Here is a 15,642-nt window from a genome sequence, read left to right on the forward strand (position 1 = left end):
CCGCCCCTGTTCGTTCGCCTCTAAGTCCTCGAAAGGGCAGGGATATTTGGCGCTCTCCTGCCCCTCGGTCGACCGAGTTCGCTCTCTCCCTCTGGGCGTGATACCGACATTTACCTCTGGGCGTGCCTTGGGCTCAGAGTCCTTCATTACCGCTGGGCGTGATGAGAGCTCGGCCTCCCTGATCATGGCCCGCCGCTCCGTCGCTCACGTCCCCTACGCTCGATCTCCCCGGTGAAGGCCCGCACATACCGCTGGGACAGCTCCATGACCTCCGAGTCGTGCAGGGTGATTGTGTAAAGGGTGGCGTATAGCTCGCCCCCGATGGCTGCGATCTTTTCCTGCAGGTTGATCACTCGTGGGTCCATGCCGGGGTCGGCACCGCGCTCCAGGTCCCCGATCGCCATCTGGTAGAGCTCGAGGGCGAGGCGAACGGAGTCCGGATGATCGAGTATTCGCCGTTCCCGCTCCGTATCCACGGCCGTGCGGGGCAGGAGCTGTATGCCTCCGGCCGGCCATCCATCTGGATGGCCACGATTCATCCCATCATCCCCCTCTCCCGCTGGAGCTTCGAGGCGATGGCTTCCGTCACCAGGTCCACGTCCCTCGCCCCGTCCACGTTGAAGATGTAAGTGTTGCCGCCTCCCCTGCCGGAGTCGTAGGCCCTCGTCTCCGCCGGGTTGAGAACACGCTCGGGGCCGGTATCGCCAATGACCGCAAAGGTGGGCTCCGTCACTAGTCCACCACTACCGTAATAAGCGACGAGACTCCCCCCGTAATCCTCCCACCGCTGATCCTCGGTCCACTCGCCGTCGGCACTCCCACTATGGGCCGTCTCCCATAGATACTTCCAACTAGCGTCGCTCTTGTATGTGGGCTTGGTATTCCGGTATTTCGCTACAGTATTGTCGTCAAGTTCCACGTCCGAGTCCCCCACGTACCAGAACCGTGTGGGGTTTCCGTTGGCATCAGTCCCGTCGCGGGACCACCGTATCATGACGTGACGGGTCTTCACAGGACCGCCGGAACCGCCCGCCCCACCGGCCGAGGAGCCTCCTCCACTCCCATCGCTGAGCCCCTGGAGATTAAGCTCCTGTCCCTGCTGCCAATTGTTCTCCGCATTTTTCCTGAGCTCGTCGCCCTGCTCCTTGTTGGCAGGCGCACCGTACATCTCGGAGAGCGCGTACACTCCCGCGGCCGCAACCCCGGCGGCGCCTACCAGTGCCAGACCGAACCCGGTGAGGCCGAGGCCGAAGGACTTGGCAGCGTTCCAAATCCACTGAGCGGAGGCGGCCGCAAGCGTGGCACCAGTCAGCAGTGAGAACGCTATCCTCGTTTCCTCGCTGTCGGTTGTGAAGGCACCAAATGCGAAGCCGAGTGAGGCTGCCCCCATGGCGGCCGAGAAGAGCGGTCCCGCCTTGTCACTGCCCAAGCCGCTGATCTTCCCCTTGAGAGTTTCTAGGTGCTCACCGATGCCTAAGCCCTGCATCCCCTTCCATGCTCTTGACAGACCATCGATGCCGGAGATGACCGCCGGCACCACCGTCAGGGCGGTCCTGGTCATCTGATCATTGAGATCGTTCTGAGCCATCTGCACCTTCTGCGTGGCGAGCTCGGCGGCCTGATTGGCGATCTCCAGGTTAGTGTAGGCGGCCACCGTCTCTGGGGCGTCGGCCCCATACTTCGCCAGGGCGGCGTTGTAACTCGTCTGGGCAACGCCTACCGACTTGGTCGCTCGGTCGGCGGCCAGGGTCGCCATCTCCACCTGGTATTGCTTTTTCTCGATGCTGTCGAACGCCTGGTAGAGGGCGAAGCCAGAGGTCAATGCCTGGGTCATCCCCAGGGCGGAATCCTTCATGGCTGCAGTGTTCTTCTTGCTGGCCGCCTCCACCTTCTCGTGGGACTGAGCCACCTTGTCGTTCGCCAGGGCGGCGTCGTTGTTGGCCTTGGTCATGTTCTGCGCCGCTGCCACCGCCTGTGGAGAGTTGGCCCCATATTCGGCCACTGCGTCGTTGTAAGTTTGTTGTGCTTCGGCCGCCCTTTGAGCTGCCTGCTCCGCCTCAATGACCGCGTTGCTCAACGATATCTGAGCCCTCTCCGTGTCCGATAGAGCGCGGCCTAGGTCCTCGCCCGATCGCGCCGTCTCGTTCATCTCATCGGAGAGGCCGCGCATGGAGTCACTGGCCTGGTCGCCGGCCTGGGCCATGTTCGAGGCCATCTCTTGCGTCTCGTTGGAAAGGTCTTCTACCGCGCCCTTGGCCTCCTCCGCGCCCCTTTTGAGCTCGGAGGAGTTCATGCCCACCCGGAAGCTTATGCCCTCGATCTCCACTAATCATCCCCCCTTAGGTCCTTCCTCACTGTCGCCAACCGACGGGACCGTTGCAGATGGTTGCTCCGAGACCTTCACCAGCAGCCGCTCCTCATCTAGTACCTGACCCCGGATGGTGGCCGCAATGAGCTTCATCGACACGTCCTTGTTCCTTGCGTTGATCAGCCGGCCAGCGTCCACTAGGGTGAAGTTCTCCACCTCGTCTTTGAGGCCACAATAGATGACCATCCTGGTGTCCTCGTCGCTCTCCAACTGTATGTCGCTGACCTTGCGACCGGTGAGCTCGTTCCAGTTGCAGATGGTGTTGAGGTTCCACTGAAATTTGAGGAGGTGGAAATCGATGCTTCCTGCCCGGACCCTGTCCTGGTCCATGGTCATCTCCTCCTTTCCCGGTCGGTAACCGGTTCGGTCGCCTCTTCCAAGCAGCCATTGCTGCCCACGAACACGACATGCACATACTCCTCACTCTTGACCGGCGAGTGCTGATGGGCGTAGGCCGCTACACCGTCATGCCTCTCTGCCGTGCGCACCGTCATGAACCGATCATCTTTGCCGTCGTACGAGGCGACAAGCTTGTCCATGCTGGTGTCGAGGAACACGTAGTGATCTCCAGTCCGGACAATCTTCTTCATGGCCGCTCACCATCCCTGCCTTTCTCAAGATCATCATAAGTCCCTTGGTCCGCCAGAAGGCCCATGGGTTTGCCATCGTAGAAGCACCGACCATCGATCATGATCCGGAGCTCATGTCCGCAATTTGGGCAGGGACAAGTCTTTGTAAACACCATAGTGGACATTCCCAATCTGACCTCTCCATCCATGGAAAAGACGGACATTCTATTCTTGGAAAATGTCGTTGTTCTTTTCAGATAGAGCATAAGCGTCTTGACGATAGGAAGGGGGTTGCCGCATTCCGGGCAGGACATACTATCCAGGCTCTCTGGCTTCTCCACTATCTTCTCGTTGATGGAGACGACCATGTCACGAGGATAGGCTGAAAGGATAGCTTCCTCCTGCTTTCTAATTCTCTCCCCCTCCTCCCTTTCCATGAGTTCATGGCGCAACCTTTCCTCCTCGGCTTTCTTGGCCTGCTCCTCGGCACGGATTCTTTCTTTCTCACCCTCAAGCGAGCTGCCGTTCTGTCTGAGGATCCTGTCGATGACTTCGCTGTCATGGACATTCCTACCGGGCGTTTGATGCCACGGGTCTCTTTCCATCTTGTTCGCCTGAGACCTCTCTTCGATGGCTTTCCCCTGGGCCTGCTGGATGGGGACTCCCATCAATATCCCCTCTGAGTAAGGAAGTCATCCAGCGCTACCCTGGTGGCATGTGAGAAGTCAACGCAGCGCTCTTCCTTGTAACGCTGCAGGCGCCGGGCCGTCTGGGGTCCGAGCTTTACCCTGATCCAGCCCTCGTTCTCCTGTCCTGCCGAGTTCCTCGCCGCCTGCTGCGGCCTCTCGTTCCGGGTCATCGGCAATTGACAATTGGCCTGGAGGGTTTAACGATTATGGCAATTACAGTACAATTCCGTTTACATTTGATGCTAGAGAGATCCATTTCTCATATAGAACAGAAATCATTAGCGCTAGCCTGGTCGCGCGTACGCGCGTAGGCGACTGTAGAAACTCCTGAAACTCAACCATGCTGGCTACGCGTGCATTGACCCTGCATAAACTCAAGAAACTCGCCGGGCAGGCAAGCTCGATGATCAGCGGCCCTTGACCCGGTCCCCCAGGAACCGCCTACGGGCCTTCAGGAACGCCTCCGCGTCGAACCTGGAGAAGCCCGTCGACCCGATCCTGCACTTGGTCAGTGTCCGTTGGGTGAGATCGTGGTGGTCCTTCTTCAGCCTGGTGTCGGTCCATCGCACCATTTCGCCGGCGCCCTGCCCGTCGATCGCGTAGATCTTGAACCGGTCGGGGGACGTCTCCATGCGCACGTCGTCCGCGGCCATGCTCCCGCAGATGGGCGTGCGGGGATTCAAAATGTTCGATTGCTCATCGAGCTCGACCTCCATGCCGCCCGCCTTGATCAGTGCTCCCGCCCGTCCTACCTCGAGGCTAGCGAACTCGAAGAACCGCTTGACGATATCGCTTCGGACCTTATCGTGGAAGACTCCGAGCTCGCCCTTGCGTAGAGGAGGTTTGTTACCAGGTCCGTGAATGGGTCGGCCAGCAGGCGCGGGGGGGGGGCCGCGTCCTCCCCGCTATTTCCCCGCTGTTTCACCGTCCCCGGCCCTCGCTGATCACTTGTCCGTCTGCTGCCCCATGGCTGCCTTGGCATAACAGTCGAAGTGCATCAGGGCCGTCCGGCTCTTGATCTCCCCTTTCAGGAGCTCTTCGAACCTGCGGGTTTCTAATTCATACCCTGCGTCACAGTCGTATACTCGCTTTCCGCACAATATGCATGTGGGCTCCCCAGCAAAACGGGAAAGATCGATGGCCATGGGCCCATCGTAGTCTACGATGTAGAGCAACGAGAAGATGGGTAATGCCTGCATGCGGTGAAGTTCCTCGAAGCAATCTAGACGATGATTCAGCCTTTCGATTGTCTCTTCGAGCTCGGCCACTCTGCGGGGCAATTCCTCCGATAGTAGATGCACGTGTTTCCTCGCCTGTTTGATCATCATAGAGGCAGTGCTTTCATGGATGCCAATCACCTGAGCGAGGGTTGCCGCTTCAGCATTCGCCACGGCCCTTAGGTCGGAGTAACCGGCCTCGCGAAGCCGTTCAGCAGTATATGGGCCACTCAAATCTAAGTCTTCTATTGTCTCGATCTTCCTGTCATTCATGGGCTCCTTGGAGCATCGACGTAGGGTCGATAAAAAGAGTGAGGTTGCTCCTGTTGAAGCTGATGGAGTAGGGCGCCCTGGCAGTCATTAATCTATTATTCGGTGCCAGCGAGTCTGCTCTCGATGAACTCCCTGGTCAGTGGGTCGGTATAGTCTACGGTCAGCAACCTGATTCCCAGCATCCTGCACATCTTCGCCTTCTGCGCATCTCTCTCCCGGAGCTTTTCTAAGGCCTCCGCCCCGCCCCATGCCTTGATCGGATGGAAATGTTGCTGGCCCTGGTACTCGAAGGCGAGGCCCCTGGCGGGCAGAAACAAGTCCAGTTCCAAGCCGTTGAGGAACGAAGGGCGATGGTGCTTCAGGACCTCCTCTCCCGGGAATATGTCCGCAACGATTTGATAGAGCATAGTCTCGCCTATAAAGCGCTCTCCGACCTTCCGGAAACCGAATTCCTGGCGGGTGATGCTTTCAATCCTGTTCTCGACAGTCCGCCGGAGGGTACTGAGCTCCCTGTTGTTCTTGAACGGTGCTGTGGTGGTGCGGGCCCATTCTAGACGGGCTTCCAGGTCCGCATCGATCATGGAGCGCAGCCGTTGAAGATCTCCTTGCACCTCAACTGGGCACACATCATCGAGGAAGACGAAGATACCGGGCTGCACCCCAAGACGATAGTATGTCTGCTCGATGTACCATCCATAATGCTGCTTGAACTCGCCGCCATACATTTCATGACAATATCGCAGCGATGGCCGTTTCATATTGCACCGATGACAAAGCCCGTTCTCGAACCTGATTATGGACATGGGATCGTCCACGGTCATCGATTCGGCGGCCAGGCTCGGTATGAACGTTCCATTTGACAGGGGCGCATTGACCGTTGGATTTGCATTAGGATACCTCTTGTACAATCCCCTCAGCCGGAAGTAGTTCTCCACCAAGGGTTTGCAGCAGAGGCATAGGGCAGGTTTGGAGCTGCTGGACTCTGAAAAAGCGATGAATGTCCCATAATGTGGCGGATAGTGAACGACGGGGAATGGGAGGTCCTCTCTGACCGTGGCGCCAAGAGATACCTCGGGGCGAACCTTCTTTCTGCGGGGCGGCATGCCAATCATCCATCTTCGAGCGGGATACCCGCCTAATTTTTTCTTATTCTCATGAAGCTTCCGCCGAGGCGGGGGAGCTCGACGCCTTGGAGGGGGTAGGGAGGGTTGAACTTGACCTACCTACCTACCTACCTACCTACCTATTCACATTAACAACAATAACATAACAAAACAGTTTGTGTTAAGTTATTCTTAATTGTCTCTTCCCCCGGCAGGTTCCTCTTCAAAATGAACCCTTTCTCCCTCGGTCATCACAAGAAAAAGAGAGTAAGAGGTTTCGCTAGCCAGCGTACCTTGTACCGAAAATACCCGAATTGACCTTCAAAAACAGCTTACTGGATGATTTTGTAGTGCTCCCGTCGGGATTTGAACCCGAGTCGAAGCCTCGAGAGGGCTTCATGATTGGCCACTACACTACGGGAGCGTGTAGCTTGGCAAATATGGAAGTGTTAATTAAACCTTTCCATTGGCCGGTGCCATGCGTATATTGCAGGCAATGAGAAACCAGTATATTTCCCTATTTCGTTGGTCCAGGGCATGCTCCCGGGGCATTTCCCCTATTCCAGAAGGCCGTTCGTCACCAATCTCGTCTCCATAGTCATAGTGATGGCGGCCACGATATCCATCCTCGTCCTGGCGAGCACCGACATCGCATACATCGCAATCATACTGGCGCTGGAGGCCCTGGTCCTGATCTTCCTTGGCATTTCCCCGCTCCTCACGGAGCACGAGATCCTGGGAGGCTACCTGATCCTCCGCCAGGGATGGTACTTCCGGGCCGCCATCCCGCTCAAGGACATCAGGAAGGTCGAGCGGGTGAGCAGGGGGCCGAGGCGCGTCGGCGTGTTCTTCCGGCTACTCACCTCCACTCTCTACGTGACATCCAGGCGCTCGGACCTCATCGAGCTGGAGCTCAAGAGGAAGCAGAAGTTCGGGTGGGCCCTGGGCAAGAGAGCGGACCGCGTGGTCTTCGACGCCGAGGATGTGCCCAGAACAGTAGAGGCCATCCGGGCTGGCTCACTCTCTCCAGTCGAGCCCTACGGTCCTCACGCCAAGCTTAGGTATTAACGTCAGCTTACGCTTGTGCACGCTGCACCGATACCTGGACAGCACCATCTCCACCTTCTCCTGGTCCAGGCCCGTTTCCTCGATGATCTCTTCGTCGGTGAGGGACCGCTCCAGTCCGTACAGCACCCGGTCCAGGTCATCATAGGTGATGCCCATCTCCCCCTCGTCGGTCTGCCCCGTCCACAGCCCGGCGCTGGGCACCTTGTCGATGAACTCCCGGGGCACCCCGATCTGCTCGGCCAGCTGCCGAACCTCGGTCTTGTACAGGTCCCCTATCGGAGCGAAGTCACTCCCGCCGTCCCCGAACTTGGTGAAGTAGCCGGTCAGCAGCTCGCTCTTGTTGCTCGTCCCCATCACCACCCTGCCCATGGCGCAGGCGTGGTGGAACAGCACGATCATGCGGACTCGGGCCATAACGTTGCCAGCGTGCTTGCATTCGTCCATGTGCGGCAGCATGGAGGAGAACGCCTTCACCGCCGGGGCGATCTCCACGACCTTCAGCTCCATGTCGAGGCGGTTGCAGAACGTCTCCACGTCCTCCCGGTCCTGGGTCGGCGAGGCCTCCGAGGGCATGAAGATGTTGAGCACTTTCTCTGGCCCGATGGCATCGGCGCACAGTTTCGAGACCACCGCGGAGTCTATCCCTCCACTGAGGCCGATGACGACGCCGTTGCCTCCGCTCTCCTCGACCTTCTGGCGAATGAAATCCGTGATCGCTGAGCAGGCATAATCCTTGAGCTGCGGCCTCATCGACCTCGCATGGTGGTCCCTTCTCTTATCGATTTCCGTAAAAAAGGTAATAGGCGGGGAGGGGGATTCCGGTGAAGGATAAGATGCGCATAGCTCTAGCCCAGACCCCCTGCAAGCTCGGCGACAAGGCGGAGAACATCGCCAGGATGAGGAAGATGATGGAGAGGAAGGAGGCCGACCTCTACGTCTTCCCCGAACTGTACCTGACCGGATACATGGTGCGGGATGACATCTTCCGCCTGGCCGAGGGGCTGGACGGGGACAGCGTGCAGGCCATCATGGATCTGTCGGAGGAGCACAACGCGCACGTCCTGTTCGGCATGGCCGCCTGGGACGACGAGCTGCCAGGCGTGCTGCGCAACAGCGCCGTCATGGTCTCGCCCGACGCGCGGGTGCAGAGGTATGACAAGATCAACCTGGCCAGCTTCGGCCCGTTCGAGGAGGGCTTCTATTTCGGGGCCGGGAACTCCGGCACGCTCATGGACATCGACGACCACAGGATCGGCGTGGTCGTCTGCTACGATCTCTTCTTCCCCGAGCTGGTGAGATCGTACGCCCTCTCCGGCGCCGAGGCCATCGTGTGCATCTCCGCGTCGCCTGTGACCTCCAGGGACTTCTTCGAGAAGCTCATCCCCGCCCGGGCGGTGGAGAACACCGCCTACATAATATACGTGAACCAGGTGGGAACGCAGCTCAACCAGGTGTTCTTTGGAGGCAGCGAGGCGGCCGGGCCGCGGGGGGACCGAATAGCGAAGAACCGGTACTTCGAGAGGGACATGAACATCATAGAGACCTCCCTGTCAGATCTGCAGGCCGCCCGACGGAACCGCCCTACCGTCCGTGACACCGTGAGCCGCTGATCTTTTCGTTCGGCCGCACCCGGCAGGGACAGGTCAGGTCCCCGCACGGCAGCGTGTTCTCCGCGCTCTCGATCCTCTTCTTTCTCGCCCGCGTTCGCCTGGTGGGCCTGGCCAGCTCGGCCATCAGCTCCTCGAACGCGCCCATGCTCTCCGAACCTCTCGCGTCAGTCATCTCTCTCCCGCCCATGGGAGGGAGAGGGGGGTTGAGTACGGTTTCCCCAGGAGATGACTGAAAGTGAACCGAACCCGAAAGACGGTTGGCCCATCCCTGGGGGCGCCGAAAATGGAGTCCGGTCAACAACATGCGCAAGCGCGGCACAGAATTTCTAGCTGGAAAGAACCAGCAGGCCCCTCTGTATGACAGCTTACCATCCATGAATGAACTCGTGAGCATGCAGCTGAGCTCAGCCTCATCGCTCGCTGCATTCGGCTCACTGACACGGAGCCTACCGCCTCCCCATGTAGAGAATGCGGCGATGTTCCTGCTAGCGTTCAGATGGACATCCATCGTGAACATGTAGTAAGGCGCAAGCCTGGAAAGCTTGTGTCCGCTTACTTTTACTTAGAAACGATACATAACACCTGCGGGCGACGCTTTGACTCTTTGTCGCGTACCGAACGGGCACTTATCGACCTCCCTGAATCGTAGCATCATATAGATTGTGGCCTCGGAATCGTCGTTTGACGTAGATTTTCTAATGACCACAGTAGGTTGTTCACAGTATTACACACCCCAAAGACTTATTACCCATTGTCCTATCTCTGGGAACTAGGCCGAGGTGGCCCAGACCGGTAAGGCGCAAGCCTGGAAAGCTTGTGTCCGCAAGGACTCGTGAGTTCAAATCTCACCCTCGGCGCCATTCTAACAATCATCTTATTCCAGTCAGCATAACGGGATGCAACCCGCATATCTCGAGCGTTCCTGATTCCCGTTCCATTTATTAGCACAGACGCCATAGTCGGTGTTCAGCAGCGAGGCTCGAACTGAATGAAGGTGAACGTGGACCTGCGTCTCAAGGACATCCCGGGGCAGCTAGTTGCCGCCCTGGAGCCCATATCGGACAATGACGGGAACATCCGGGGGGTGGTCCACCACCACGATACGAAAGTGGGAGGACGGATCGCCGTCAACGTGACCTTCGAGGTCCGCACCGAGCAGTCCCTCAACAAGATCCTGAACGTGTGGAAGGAGCGCGAGGTGGACATCGCCAAGATCGACGCGTTCATCGAGACCTTGCCCATTCAGTACATTCTCGTGGGCAGCATACCGTCCAAAGAGCTGGAGAACCTGGCCCAGGTACTGGAATCGTTCGAGAACATCGCCTCCATCGAGATCCGCTACTCCAGCTCCGCCAATTCGAGCTCGCGGGCCGCCATGATCACCGGGAAGGCATCGAAGAAGGAGGCCGTGGCCGCGTTGGACGAGTTCTTCAAGAAGCGGGCGGAGAAGAAGGACTATGTCCTCATCAGGGGGCTGGAGTGATGAGGGTCCTCATCGCCGGCTTCGGCACGGTGGGGCAGGGCATCGCCGAGGTGATCGGCATGCGCCAGAATCTCTTCTCCAGCGAGTTCGGCCAGAAGGTCGAGATCATCGGCGCATTCGACTCGTCCTCGTTCGCCGGCAACCCCAGGGGCCTGGACCCCGCGGAACTGGTGTCCCAGAAGAAGACCAGCGGCAAGGTCGGCGTGAAGAGAGCCGACGACATGGTCAAGCTCATCGGGGAGCTGGACTACGATGCGCTCATCGAGACCACGCCGACCAACGTGGTCGATTCAGAGCCCGGGCTAACGTACATCACCACCGCCCTGAACGCCGGGAAGAACGTCATCACCTCCAACAAGGGGCCGCTGGCCCTGAAGTTCAGGGAGCTGTGCCGCACCGCCGAGAAGAACGACGTGCAGCTTCGCTACGAGGCGTCGGTGGGCGGGGCGATGCCCATCATCAACCTGTCCCGGGAGTTGCTCAGGGGTGAGCAGATCTACTCACTGAGGGGCATCCTCAACGGTACCTGCAACTTCATCCTCAACCGCATGAAGGACGAGGGGCTGCCGTTCGAGCAGGCCCTGCGGGAGGCGCAGGAACTCGGCTATGCTGAGCGCGATCCCACCTACGATATCGACGGCGTCGACTCCGCGGCGAAGCTCGCCATCCTGGCCAACGCCATCTTCGGCATGAACGTCACTTACCATGACGTGACGAGGACCGGCATCCGCAACATCTCCGAGGAAGCGATCGCGATGGCTTCGGAGCAGAATAAGGTCATCCGGCTCATCGGGGAGATCAGCGGGAACAAGCTGGAGGTGTCGCCTCGCCTAGTGCCCTCGGGCCATCCCCTGTCCATCGGGGGCACCCTGAACATCGTGCAACTCATCACCGATCTCGCGGGCGAGGTCACCGTGGCAGGAAGAGGCGCGGGGCGCATGGAGACGGCCAGTGCAATGCTGAGCGACATCATCGCCATACTCACCGACGAACAGGCCAAGTGCCGATGAGTACAGACAGGGATGCATGTGAACTACCCCAGTCTGGCCAGAGGGGCTTCTTGTTTCATCCATTGCACTTGCATCGTCATATTGGGTGGCACAGAGGTCCAGTGTCCACAAGCGAGCTCTGGTCGTTCCGACCGTGCCTTCAACAATCCTCGGTTGAGGATGTTTATTGAAGCGTTATGATCGCGCGATATCGCACTTCCACAGAGGAGATGAAGCCCAAATTTCGCAAGATATAATAAGCATCCTGCAATATGGACTGACCGTTTCGGAGTAGATATTCTATGAAGGACACAGGCAGGGATGCCAATTATTAGTCAATAAAGTGGCCATTTTCGACACCACGCTCAGGGACGGGACTCAGACCGAGGGGGTATCTTTCTCCACCGAGGACAAGCTGGAGATAGCCCTCCGGCTCGACCATTTCGGGGTCGACTACATCGAGGGCGGCTGGCCCGGCTCCAACCCCAAGGACGCGGCGTTCTTCGAGGCCGCCTCCAAGCTGCCCCTGCAGAACGCTAAGCTTGTGGCGTTCGGCAGCACCCGGCGTGCCGGCATCAGGGCCGAGGAGGACCCGAACCTCATCGCGCTGGCGAGATCGGGCGCTCCCGCTGTGGCCATCTTCGGCAAGAGCTGGGACCGCCACGTGCGGAACGCCCTGAAGATACCGCTCCCGGAGAACCTCGATCTCATCGCCGACAGCGTGTCGTTCCTGAAGAGCCGGGGCCTGGAGGTGGTGTACGATGCGGAGCACTTCTTCGATGGGTACAAGAGCGACCGGGAGTACGCATTGTCCACCCTGGAGGCGGCGGCCGGAGGCGGGGCCGATTGGCTGTGCCTCTGCGACACCAACGGGGGGACGCTGCCGAGCGAAGTGAAGGACATCATGGAGGTCGTGCGGAAGAGATTCAGCACCCCTCTGGGCATCCATGCTCACAACGACTCCGAACTCGCCGTGGCGAACTCGCTGACCGCCGTAGCGGGCGGGGCGACCATGGTCCAGGGCACCGTGAACGGCCTGGGGGAGAGATGCGGCAACGCCAACCTTTGCTCCATCATCCCCAACCTCGTCCTGAAGATGGGGCGCGAGCTCAACGTCAAGGACCTGCGGCATCTTACCGCCCTCTCCGAGTTCGTCAGCGAGACCGCCAACATCATCGCCGATCCCAAGCTGCCGTACGTGGGGAAGAGCGCCTTCGCTCACAAGGCGGGGGTCCATGTCAGCGCGATAATGAAGGACGAGAGGACCTACGAGCACATCGAACCCACCCTGGTGGGCAACGAGCGCAGGGTGCTGGTGTCCGAGCTCGCCGGGACCGCGTCCATATTGGCCAAGGTCAAGGAGTTCGGCATCGACACCGAGAAGGGCTCGGGCAAGGAGATCGTGAACAAGCTCAAGGAGCTGGAGTCGGAAGGCTACCAGTTCGAGGGCGCTGACGCCTCCTTCGAGCTGCTGGTCCGCCGCCTCCGCAACGGCATCAAGCCCCCGTTCCGGCTGGAAGGGTTTCGGATCTTCGTCGACGTCACCGAGAACAACATGTCCTCCGAGGCCAGCATCAAGGTGGTCGATAACAACGGCATCATGGAGCACACCGCGGCCAACGGAAATGGTCCGGTGAACGCCCTGGACCGCGCGGTCCGCAAGGCCCTGGAGCGCTTCTATCCCGAGCTGCGAGAGGTCCGCCTAGCCGACTACAAGGTCAGGGTCATCGACAGCAAGGACGCCACCGGCGCCAAGGTCCGCGTGCTCATCCGGTCCACCGACGGCCATGAGTCCTGGACGACCGTGGGCGTGTCCACCAACGTCATCGAGGCGTCCCTGATCGCTCTGCTGGACAGCATGGAGTACAAGTTGCTGAAGGCGCGGGACGGACCGGCCTGAAACGCCTTTATATCAGCAAAGATGGAACGTTTCTCTGGGGAACCGCTACGTTTCCTCACTGGCATCGGCCTCGGCGGGAGCGGGGAGGTCATCATCCTGAACGGAGGGATGGAATCGGCCATTGCCAAACCACCGAAGATCGTGGCAATCGTTGCCGTCTACGCCGTGGTGATAGCCCTGGCGTCATTTTTCACGAATAAATGGATAAATAAAAGAAAGGGCGGCCCTTAAAATAATCCGCATCCCCTTACTGAGCCGTTTCATATGGCATACGACATCGAGCTCATCTCCACGGCGGAAAAGGAAGAGCTGTTCAGCCGATACGAGGCCCGCTTCCTCTACTCGTCCAAGTGCAGCTTGCACGGCATCTGCCTGCGCCTTCTCACCGACCAGGAACAGACCAAGGAATACTGGGAGGATAATTTCTACTCCATGTCGGAGAGCGTGCGCTCTCACGGCCGCCTCATCGTGCTCGACGATCCGGAGCGGAAGATGGGCGTGAAGTACGACCCGCTCTCCAGGACGGCGTTCCTGTTCAACATCGACTACTACGGCTGGGTCAAGAGCATCGCTCTGGCGGTGGCGTGTGACATCCTGGAGGACCAGCACCGCATCTTCTCGGTCCACGGCGCCGCCCTGGACGTCAAGGGGCAGGGGGCTTCCCTGATAGCGCCGTCCAAGACCGGCAAGACCACGCACTCATGGGGATTGCTGCGCATGGAGGATGCGCGGCTGGTGACGGACGACTGGTATTTCGTGCAGCTGTCAGAGAGGCGCCCCCTGGCCTACGGCTCGGAGAAGAACTTCTACGTGGAGGGGGACATCGCCGGGATCTGGCCGGAATACCAGGGCCTGGTCGACAGGGCCAGGTTCGACAATAAGGGGAGGGCGATCGTCAACGTGCGATGGACGGTGGGGCAGGGCGGCGTCGTTCCTATGACCACCATGTACCACATCATCCTGCTGAAGCGGGACAAGGGGGACGAGCGGACGGTCATCCCCATGAGCACCGGGGACGCGCTCGATTACCTCGTCAAGAACAACTTCTGCAACCCCCACCAGCTGGTGAGGGACGAGAGGAAGCTCGCCCTGCGCACCGAGTTCTTCCGCAAGTTCCTGGAGCGTTGCGAAGTGCACATGGTGAACACCGCCGGCGATCCGCTGAGCACACAGGATGCCATTCGCAGGATCGTGTGCGGCGGCACGTGCGAGTGACAGCTACCGGCGGTCAGTGGCATGCAAGTGCACGTGCCCTCGGAAGGAGACGGCCTTCTAGAAAAATCCTTCAGATAAGTGAGAGGAGCCCCCGAAGATAAGAAAATGGTGGGGAAGTTGGAGAAGGTCCACGGGGACTCCCCAAAACCCTTATTGGATAGGTTTTAAAAAAACCTATCGTAACAAATTTCAACGATTCTCGATTCAGATACCAGAAGTGGGGCGTTCCAGGCGTCGAATATCGTCGAAAAAATGAGAGCACCCGCTCATTTTCGGGGGGTGCCAGCCCCCGCCCGCCCGGCGCTCGGCGAGGCAAAGGCGCGTCCCCGCCGCGCCCACGAGGAGGATGTACGCCACAGCAGACCTTGCCGAGCATCCCGCTGGAACGTCGCCGATCATTTTCCATGTCTGCATCAGGGACGGAATATCCGCCGAATGCCGCTTTTGCTGACAAGAACCATTAACCACCTGGCGATGGACTGGTCCAACGGGAAAGCATGGTCCGCATAGCAGACGGGGCATTGCTCGACCTTCCCTTAGCCCCCGGGGCAAGAAACTACCTCCCTTGCGTCTGGGGGCAGCCGAGGCCGGGATGGGACCCAAGCACGGGCCCTGCCCCGGTCGCTCGGCAAGAGACCGCTCTTTTTTATTTTAATTAAAAATGAGATCACGGGAGCGCTCGTACGAAAACGTAGAGAAAGGCTCAGGGCAGAAATGCCCCGAACCAGTTAAAAGAGCGGGAGCACTGGAGGTCATCAGGGCGAGAACGAAGCTGCGCCAGGGAGAGATGTTGGTGTCAAATTCGAAGAAATCTCAGCGCCATTTGAGGGTGTCCAGATGATGCAAAATGTACAAAAAAGCTCAGGGCATTTCTGCCCTGAGCCAGGAAGGAAAGTGGGAGCACTGGGATTTGAACCCAGATCAGCGGGTTTCCTCAATGCAGGGAGCGACCCTGCAGGAATACATGGGTCTGCGCTCCAGTTAGTCATCACCGGTCAGCAAACCCGTTCGCAGTCATTCCCAATAACTGGAGCCCGCGAGGATACCGTGTTACCCCATACTCCCATTAGGTCAGTGTTATACCTTGCGCATCTTCTGCTGCCGCTTGCGGCGCCTCATTTTCTTCTTGCGCCACTTCCATCTCTGCTTGCCTCGCTT

At 59.0% G+C, this 15,642-nt stretch carries 17 protein-coding genes and 3 tRNA genes; 7 read left to right on the forward strand and 13 right to left on the reverse strand.

The features are described from left to right. Positions 1–182 precede the first annotated feature (182 nt). The 10 genes from WYS_RS07900 to WYS_RS07955 all read right to left on the reverse strand — a co-directional run bounded on the left by WYS_RS07900 (position 183) and on the right by WYS_RS07955 (position 6,643). The gene (locus WYS_RS07900; RefSeq protein WP_019177628.1) at positions 183–539 is read right to left on the reverse strand and encodes a hypothetical protein; all 357 of its coding nucleotides are present in this window, start codon (positions 537–539) and stop codon (positions 183–185) included. Beyond that, a complete protein-coding gene (locus tag WYS_RS07905; protein WP_019177629.1) occupies positions 536–2,326 on the reverse strand; it encodes a hypothetical protein in 1,791 nt (596 codons plus the stop codon). The genes WYS_RS07900 and WYS_RS07905 overlap by 4 nt, the downstream gene beginning before the upstream one ends. Before the next feature lie 3 nt (positions 2,327–2,329). Then, positions 2,330–2,698, reverse strand: coding sequence for a hypothetical protein (locus tag WYS_RS07910; RefSeq protein WP_019177630.1), 369 nt, complete (start codon positions 2,696–2,698; stop codon positions 2,330–2,332). Between the two features lie 2 nt (positions 2,699–2,700). After that, positions 2,701–2,958, reverse strand: coding sequence for a hypothetical protein (locus WYS_RS07915; protein ID WP_019177631.1), 258 nt, complete (start codon positions 2,956–2,958; stop codon positions 2,701–2,703). Beyond that, a complete protein-coding gene (locus tag WYS_RS07920) occupies positions 2,955–3,605 on the reverse strand; it encodes a hypothetical protein (protein ID WP_019177632.1) in 651 nt (216 codons plus the stop codon). Before WYS_RS07920 ends, WYS_RS07915 begins: the two co-directional genes overlap by 4 nt. Next, a complete protein-coding gene (locus tag WYS_RS07925; RefSeq protein ID WP_019177633.1) occupies positions 3,605–3,796 on the reverse strand; it encodes a hypothetical protein in 192 nt (63 codons plus the stop codon). The genes WYS_RS07920 and WYS_RS07925 overlap by 1 nt, the downstream gene beginning before the upstream one ends. Positions 3,797–4,033: 237 nt before the next feature. Further along, a complete protein-coding gene (locus tag WYS_RS07930) occupies positions 4,034–4,342 on the reverse strand; it encodes a hypothetical protein (RefSeq protein ID WP_147654359.1) in 309 nt (102 codons plus the stop codon). 228 nt (positions 4,343–4,570) lie between these two features. Beyond that, the gene (locus tag WYS_RS07940; RefSeq protein WP_019177636.1) at positions 4,571–5,116 is read right to left on the reverse strand and encodes a helix-hairpin-helix domain-containing protein; all 546 of its coding nucleotides are present in this window, start codon (positions 5,114–5,116) and stop codon (positions 4,571–4,573) included. 95 nt (positions 5,117–5,211) lie between these two features. Further along, on the reverse strand, positions 5,212–6,228 hold the full coding sequence (locus WYS_RS16025; RefSeq protein WP_147654360.1) for a hypothetical protein: 1,017 nt from the start codon (positions 6,226–6,228) through the stop codon (positions 5,212–5,214). Between the two features lie 342 nt (positions 6,229–6,570). After that, a tRNA-Glu gene (locus tag WYS_RS07955) sits at positions 6,571–6,643 on the reverse strand. 113 nt (positions 6,644–6,756) lie between these two features. Here WYS_RS07955 and WYS_RS07960 point away from each other — a divergent pair. Further along, positions 6,757–7,287 (forward strand): hypothetical protein, encoded by a 531-nt coding sequence (locus tag WYS_RS07960; RefSeq protein WP_019177638.1) that lies wholly within the window; start codon positions 6,757–6,759, stop codon positions 7,285–7,287. Here the strand turns inward: WYS_RS07960 and WYS_RS07965 are convergent. Next, complete coding sequence (locus tag WYS_RS07965; protein ID WP_019177639.1) at positions 7,237–8,037, reverse strand: NAD+ synthase; 801 nt, start codon at positions 8,035–8,037, stop codon at positions 7,237–7,239. The genes WYS_RS07960 and WYS_RS07965 overlap by 51 nt on opposite strands. A 71-nt stretch (positions 8,038–8,108) precedes the next feature. Here WYS_RS07965 and WYS_RS07970 point away from each other — a divergent pair, with 71 nt between their 5' ends. Then, positions 8,109–8,897, forward strand: coding sequence for a carbon-nitrogen hydrolase family protein (locus WYS_RS07970; protein ID WP_019177640.1), 789 nt, complete (start codon positions 8,109–8,111; stop codon positions 8,895–8,897). Here the strand turns inward: WYS_RS07970 and WYS_RS16030 are convergent. Then, complete coding sequence (locus WYS_RS16030; protein WP_155897738.1) at positions 8,869–9,069, reverse strand: hypothetical protein; 201 nt, start codon at positions 9,067–9,069, stop codon at positions 8,869–8,871. The two genes, WYS_RS07970 and WYS_RS16030, sit on opposite strands and share 29 nt — an antisense overlap. A 601-nt stretch (positions 9,070–9,670) precedes the next feature. Here WYS_RS16030 and WYS_RS07980 point away from each other — a divergent pair. From WYS_RS07980 to WYS_RS08005, 5 genes are all read left to right on the forward strand, one after another. Beyond that, positions 9,671–9,757, forward strand: a tRNA-Ser gene (locus tag WYS_RS07980). Positions 9,758–9,885: 128 nt separating this feature from the next. Then, positions 9,886–10,380: a hypothetical protein gene (locus tag WYS_RS07985; RefSeq protein WP_019177642.1), complete on the forward strand. Its 495-nt coding sequence runs from the start codon at positions 9,886–9,888 to the stop codon at positions 10,378–10,380. After that, the gene (locus tag WYS_RS07990) at positions 10,380–11,390 is read left to right on the forward strand and encodes a homoserine dehydrogenase (protein WP_019177643.1); all 1,011 of its coding nucleotides are present in this window, start codon (positions 10,380–10,382) and stop codon (positions 11,388–11,390) included. The genes WYS_RS07985 and WYS_RS07990 overlap by 1 nt, the downstream gene beginning before the upstream one ends. 322 nt (positions 11,391–11,712) lie before the next feature. Next, positions 11,713–13,269, forward strand: coding sequence for a citramalate synthase (gene cimA, locus WYS_RS07995; RefSeq protein WP_019177644.1), 1,557 nt, complete (start codon positions 11,713–11,715; stop codon positions 13,267–13,269). A gap of 264 nt (positions 13,270–13,533) precedes the next feature. Further along, the gene (locus WYS_RS08005; RefSeq protein WP_019177646.1) at positions 13,534–14,484 is read left to right on the forward strand and encodes a hypothetical protein; all 951 of its coding nucleotides are present in this window, start codon (positions 13,534–13,536) and stop codon (positions 14,482–14,484) included. A gap of 895 nt (positions 14,485–15,379) precedes the next feature. Here WYS_RS08005 and WYS_RS16035 read toward each other — a convergent pair. Then, positions 15,380–15,549, reverse strand: a tRNA-Trp gene (locus WYS_RS16035). Between the last annotated feature and the right edge of the window lie 93 nt (positions 15,550–15,642).

Origin of the sequence: Methanomassiliicoccus luminyensis B10, assembly GCF_000308215.1 — an archaeon.
GTDB classification, from domain to species: domain Archaea; phylum Thermoplasmatota; class Thermoplasmata; order Methanomassiliicoccales; family Methanomassiliicoccaceae; genus Methanomassiliicoccus; species Methanomassiliicoccus luminyensis.